The sequence below is a fragment of the Mycobacterium sp. genome, from assembly GCF_036273375.1.
In the GTDB taxonomy this organism is placed as follows: Bacteria; Actinomycetota; Actinomycetes; order Mycobacteriales; family Mycobacteriaceae; genus Mycobacterium.
This window is the reverse complement of record NZ_DASUHS010000236.1, coordinates 1-5,520: the sequence shown is the minus strand read 5'-3', so window position 1 is coordinate 5,520 and position 5,520 is coordinate 1. Positions and strand designations below refer to the sequence as shown.

Below are 5,520 nucleotides of genomic sequence, written 5' to 3'. Positions count from 1 at the left end.
GCGCACCCGCCGCGATCAGCTCCTCGGTCACCACGTAACGGTGCAGATGCCCCAGCCCATGGCCACCGTACCGCTGCGGAATGGTGAGGCCAATGAAACCGGCCGCGCCCAGCCGTGCGGAAAAGTCTTCGTCCCACCCTGCCAACCACGAGTCGACGCCGGGCTGCCAGCCGAATTCAGCGCGGTCGGACTCCAAGAAGTCGCGCACGGCATGCCGCAGCTTGACCAACTCAGGCTCCCGGGCGCTCAACGCATCGAACGAATTCACCACTGCCGCTTCCTAAACCGTAGGCACTGGGGCCGACAGCAGGTAGAAGTTGGGCGTCAGGTCATCCTCGTTCGCGGCCAGTTGGTACTCCGAGAGGTCGGCGCGGCCCTCCTCGCGAAGGATCTCCTCGTCGGTGTAGAAGTGGCCGCTGCACGCCGCGGCGGGACGGGTGACCAGCGCGTGCACCGCCTCGGCCATGATCTGCGGGCTGCGGGCCTGCGCCCGCACCGTTTCCTCGCCCATCGCGACCATCATTCCCGTACTGGCGATCGTGGTGGCCGGCCACAGCGAATTCACCGCGATCGGCACCGAGGCGAACTCCTCGGCCCATCCCAAGGTCAGCAGGCTCTGGGCGTACTTGCCCACCGTGTGCCCGACATGGGCGCCGACCCATCTGGGGTCCATGTTCAGCGGGGGAGCGACATTGACCACGTGCGCGTTGTCCGACCGGCGCAAGTGCGGAAGTGCGGCCTGCACGATCGCGAACGGCCCTTCGACATTGACCTCCAGCAGCCGGCGCAGACTCTTGGGCGGTAGCTGCGCGGTCGGCCGCAGATCCAGGGCTCCGGCATTGTTGATGACGACGTCGATGCCGCCGAACGCGTCGGCCACCGCGTTGACGGCTGATGCGACCGCAACCGCGTCGCGCACGTCGCAGGTCAGCGGGAGGGCCCGGCCACCCGCACGTCGCACGCCGTCCGCGGTCTCAGCGAGGGTGCCCGCGATCTTGGGATTCGGCGTCTCAGTTTTGGCCAGCAATGCCACGTCGGCACCGTCTTCGGCGATCCGCTCGGCGATGGCGGCGCCGATGCCACGGCTGGCACCGGTTATCAGCACGACGCGATCTTTCAGAGTGCGAGGATGGGGATTACCCACGGTTCGTTGACCCTTCCGTGCATCGCTAGGCTGTGACGTCGAATGATATAACTATATAGATTATTAGTTGGGCGATGTAACGCGGTCATCCACAAAAGCGGGGATGTATGACTCAGGTCTTTTCGATCGGCACCTATCTGCCGCCCTGGACGGTGCGCGACCGGCGGGTCAAGGGTCCCGACGAGGACGCGCTGACCATGGCCGTCGCCGCCGGCCGCGCCGCCGATCCCGACGCCACGGCGCAACGCGTGGTGCTGGTCTCACGTGATTTTCCACTGTTGGAGGGCGGTAACGGTGCGGTGCTGTTGGCCGCGTTGTCGCTGCCGGCCGACACCCACGTGACGGAGGTGCTCGGCGGTGCGCCCGCAGTGTTGGACCAAAACGTGAGTGCCGGCGAAACGACCCTGGTAATCGCCGCCGACGACAACGATCTCGCGGCGGGGGCCGGCGCGGTGCTCACGGGCGATGGCGGCGCCACCGTGACCCCGCTGGCACGCCAGACGCGCAGCCTGCCGTTGACGGCCCGTGGGGAGGACGGCGCTCGGCATGCCTACGTCGACCCCCGGCTGCAACGCGAAGTCGGGGTGCGTTCCACCCTGACCCGACTGGGCTTGACCGGTAGCCCGGCGCTGGCCGCGGTGGCAGGCGTGCCACTCGCACACGTAGCGAACGACTTTGACACAACGCACGCCGTCGGCGATCCGACCGTATCTGCCGCGGCGATCATCCTGCTGCTGGCCGATGCAATCGAGGCGGGCGCCTCGGGGCTGGTGCTTACGGTCGAGCAGTCCAGCATCAGCGCAGCCGACCTCGCGGTGGAGGGCACCAACACCCGGATTGCTCGCGACGAGTTCCCGGCCCGCGAATTACCGAAGACACGCGTTGCCGACGGCGTCGGGATTCCGATCTCGATGCCCGCGTATGCGCGCGCGTTCGAGCCGAAGATCCGCTGGGAAGCAGTGGTTTTCGAGGAGAGTCCCGGCATCGATACCGCGCCGCAGTTCCCGCCGCGGCTCCGAGTCGACAATGCCGGACGGTTGGCCACCGAATACCGGCTCGAGGCGCTGCCGCGTACCGGCACCGTCTACACCCACACCACGGTGCGGATTCCGGTGCCCGATCTGCCTAGCCCGTATTCACTGGCCGTCGTTCAGCTCGACGACAGCCCGGTGCGGGTGCTGCTGAAAGTCACCGGTGTGCCCGCGGGTGAGGCGACGATCGGACAGTCGGGGTCGGTGGTGCTGCGCAGGATTGCCACTCGCACCGGCATTCCCGATTACGGCTACGCCTTCTGGCCGGGACGGACGCTGGAAGGAGCCCACGCATGAGAAATGTCGCCATCGTCGGTGCCGGGATGACGCCGTTCGCCGAACACTTCGAACTGGGTATCAAGGACCTGGTGCCGATGGCCTACGCCGAGGCGGTCGCCAAGGTCGACAAGGGTATCGAGAAGTCAGAGGTTGAAGCCGCGTGGTTCGGCGAGTTGTCGACCACCGACGGGTTCCCTTCGGGCATTTTGGCCGACACCCTCGACCTGACCGATATTCCGGTGACGCGTATCGAAAATGCTTGTGCCACGGGCAATGACGCGATCCGGAACGGAACGCTCGCCATCGCCTCCGGCCTCTACGATGTGGTGCTCGTGGTTGGGGCCGACAAGGTCCGCGAGACCTCCTCGAACACCACGTTCTGGGACTGGGCGGCGATGACCCGCGACAACGCCTGGGACTACCCGCTGGGGCTGGTCGCGCCCGCGAACTTCGCGCTGCACGTGATGCGATATCTGCACGAGTCGCCGGCGACGAAGGAGCACATGGCGATGGTGGCGGTGAAGAACCATTTCCACGCGGTGAACAACCCGAAAGCTCAACTGCGCTATGAGATCACCGTCGAGCAGGCGCTGGCGGCGCCGATCGTGGTCGAACCCTTCGGGCTCTACGACTGCACCCCGCAGAGCGACGGAGCCGCCGCAGTGATCTTGGCCGCCGAGGACGTCGTCGACCGCTACACCGACCGTCCGGTCTGGGTTCGCGGCGTGGGGCTAGGTATGGACCGGGTGATGCACCAGCACAAGACGGACATGACGACCTTTCCGCCGACGGTGCGTGCCGCTAAGGCCGCGATGGCGATGGCCGGGGTGACGCCCCGCGACATCGACGTCGCCGAGGTCCACGACTGCTTCACCGGCGTCGAGCTGATCAGCTACGAAGATCTGGGGTTCGCCCACCGTTTCGAGGCCTACAAGTTGGTGGAAGGCCGCGAACACTATGTGGGCGGGTCGATTCCGATCAACCCGAGCGGCGGGTTGAAGGCCAAGGGGCATCCGCCCGGCGCCACCGGCGTGGCGCAGTGCTACGAACTGTTCAACCAGCTTCGCGGTGAAGCCGAGAATCAGGTCGACGGTGCACGAATCGCCTTGGCGCATAACATCGGCGGTCCGACCGCGGTCTCCGCGGTCACCGTCCTTTCCAACCAGAAGAACTGATAGGACCATCACATGACCACTTCCGAGATCGCCACCCTACCCGGCTACGAAGAGTTTGCGCCGTGGCTGCTGGTGGAGAAGACCGGCAACGTGCACGTGATCAGCATCAACCGGCCGGAGGCGTTCAACGCCGTCAACGAGGAGGTGCACCACGCGTTCGCGACGATCTGGCGGGTACTGGCCGCCGACGACGATGTGCGGGCGGTGGTGACAACCGGTGTCGGCAAGGCATTTTCAGCTGGCGGCGACATGGTGATGTTCGGGCGCCTCATCGAGGACTCGGTGGCACGTCAGTTTCAGATCACCGAGGCTCGCACGGTGTTTCTCGAGGTGATCAATTTCCCCAAGCCGCTGGTATCGGCCGTCAACGGCCCGGCTGTCGGGCTGGGATGCTCGATCGCTTTGTTGAGCGACTTCCTGGTGATGGGGAAGAACAGCTACCTGGCCGACCCGCATGTCGCGGTCGGCCTGGTGGCCGGCGACGGCGGCACCGCGATGCTGCCGCTGCTGATCGGCCTGATGAAGGCCAAAGAGTATGTGCTGCTGGGGGATCGGATCACCCCGGCCATCGCGGACAAGCTGAACCTCGTCACCAAAGTGGCCACCGATGACACCGTGCTCGACGAGGCGCTCGCGATAGGTGAGCGGCTGGCCGGTCTGCCGCCCCAGGCACTGCGCGCCAGCAAGGTCGCGATGAACATGCACCTGTCGCGGGCCGCGCTCGGCGTGCTGGAGTACGCGCTGGCCGAGGAGTTCACGTCGTTCTCGACCCCGGAGTTCAAGGAGCGGGTAGCCGCGTTCCGGGCGCGCTCGAAGAAGTAGCGGACTCGTCGGACGCTGCGGCACAACGGCGTCCGAGCGGTGTTCGATTCTGCTACCTGCGCTGGCTATGCGGACGCGAGGTCTTGGCGGCGCGTCGACCACCGATCGCGTCGAGGCGAGCGAGGATGTCGAAGGCCTCGCCGAAGGATCGCGCGAGGTCGTCGGCACGGCCGGAGGACCACTGCTCCAATGCCGCGATGAGCGCGTTGCGCACGGCGCCCGCGACAATGATGGGACGCAGGTCGGTCGCCGGATCGACGCCGAGCCGCTCGGCGTTGGTCCGCACGAACCGCTCGGTGAGCTCGGCGTCGCCGTTGATCGTGTCGACGAGGTCGGGGCTGTCCCGGACGAGCACCTTGAGCTGCTCGATCAGGGCGAGATCGACCTCGTCGCCACCGAGGACACCGATGGCGGCCGCTCGCCAGGAGGTCAGGAGGTCTTCGCTCGGGGGGCGCTGGTCCACCGCGTCGCACAGGACGACGAGGCTGCGGCGTGGGACTGCCAGGAGCACATCGCGTTTCGCAGCGAAGTACCGGAAGAAGGTTCGTGCGGAGATCTTGCATGCCCGGGCGATGTCGTCGGTCGTGACGTTGTCGTAGCCCTGTTCAGCGAACAACCGGAGTGCGACCTGCTCGATCTCGCCCGCGACGAGGCGACGGCGACGATCCCAGACCCCTTCCTCGGCGAGCGGGGCCGCAGCGGCGGGTTTGGTCATCACGACACGACTCTAGACAAAACATGGCAGAGGGTGCAAAAGTTGGCAGACACCCGCAACTTTTTGCGTCCAGCGGACAACGAAGTGGCGGTGACACGACTGTGGGGAGGCATCGATGACCGAGACCGGTCAGCGTTCGGGGGTCGGGACCGGCACGATCGACGTGGCCGGGTACGTGTCGACGGACGGGTTCTTCGGTACGCCGTACGTGGACGTCGACGAAGAGCGATCGGAACCGATCCCGCATCGCTACATCCACGGTGGGTTCGCGGACACCGCCACCCGCTGGGCGTTCTGGTTCCCGACCGACGGGCAGTACCGCGGACGGATCCTCCAGCCGCTCGAGGGCGCTCA

At 66.4% G+C, this 5,520-nt stretch carries 6 protein-coding genes and 1 pseudogene; 4 read left to right on the top strand and 3 right to left on the bottom strand.

What is annotated here, in order from left to right; translation table 11 throughout:
* Together VFW69_RS20695 and VFW69_RS20690 are read right to left on the bottom strand one after the other, a co-directional pair.
* The coding region (locus tag VFW69_RS20695; RefSeq protein ID WP_526504062.1) for an acyl-CoA dehydrogenase family protein at window positions 1–271 on the bottom strand (271 nt) is incomplete at its 3' end.
* A gap of 9 nt (window positions 272–280) precedes the next feature.
* The gene (locus VFW69_RS20690) at window positions 281–1,120 is read right to left on the bottom strand and encodes an SDR family oxidoreductase (RefSeq protein WP_526504064.1); all 840 of its coding nucleotides are present in this window, start codon (window positions 1,118–1,120) and stop codon (window positions 281–283) included.
* Between the two features lie 131 nt (window positions 1,121–1,251).
* On the opposite strand from VFW69_RS20690, the gene VFW69_RS20685 reads away from it, so the two are divergent.
* Genes VFW69_RS20685 through VFW69_RS20675 form a run of 3 tightly spaced genes read left to right on the top strand, consistent with a single transcriptional unit; the run spans window position 1,252 to window position 4,451 of the window.
* Window positions 1,252–2,472, top strand: coding sequence for a Zn-ribbon domain-containing OB-fold protein (locus tag VFW69_RS20685; protein WP_526504060.1), 1,221 nt, complete (start codon window positions 1,252–1,254; stop codon window positions 2,470–2,472).
* Window positions 2,469–3,629, top strand: a complete 1,161-nt coding sequence (locus VFW69_RS20680) for a thiolase family protein (RefSeq protein ID WP_526504059.1) — start codon at window positions 2,469–2,471, stop codon at window positions 3,627–3,629. Before VFW69_RS20685 ends, VFW69_RS20680 begins: the two co-directional genes overlap by 4 nt.
* 12 nt (window positions 3,630–3,641) lie before the next feature.
* A complete protein-coding gene (locus VFW69_RS20675) occupies window positions 3,642–4,451 on the top strand; it encodes an enoyl-CoA hydratase/isomerase family protein (RefSeq protein WP_526504057.1) in 810 nt (269 codons plus the stop codon).
* Between the two features lie 52 nt (window positions 4,452–4,503).
* Here VFW69_RS20675 and VFW69_RS20670 read toward each other — a convergent pair whose 3' ends face one another.
* Complete coding sequence (locus VFW69_RS20670; RefSeq protein ID WP_526504055.1) at window positions 4,504–5,166, bottom strand: TetR family transcriptional regulator; 663 nt, start codon at window positions 5,164–5,166, stop codon at window positions 4,504–4,506.
* A 115-nt stretch (window positions 5,167–5,281) separates the two neighbouring features.
* Between VFW69_RS20670 and VFW69_RS20665 the strand changes: the two are divergent.
* Window positions 5,282–5,520, top strand: a pseudogene (locus tag VFW69_RS20665) (hypothetical protein); the annotation flags it as partial.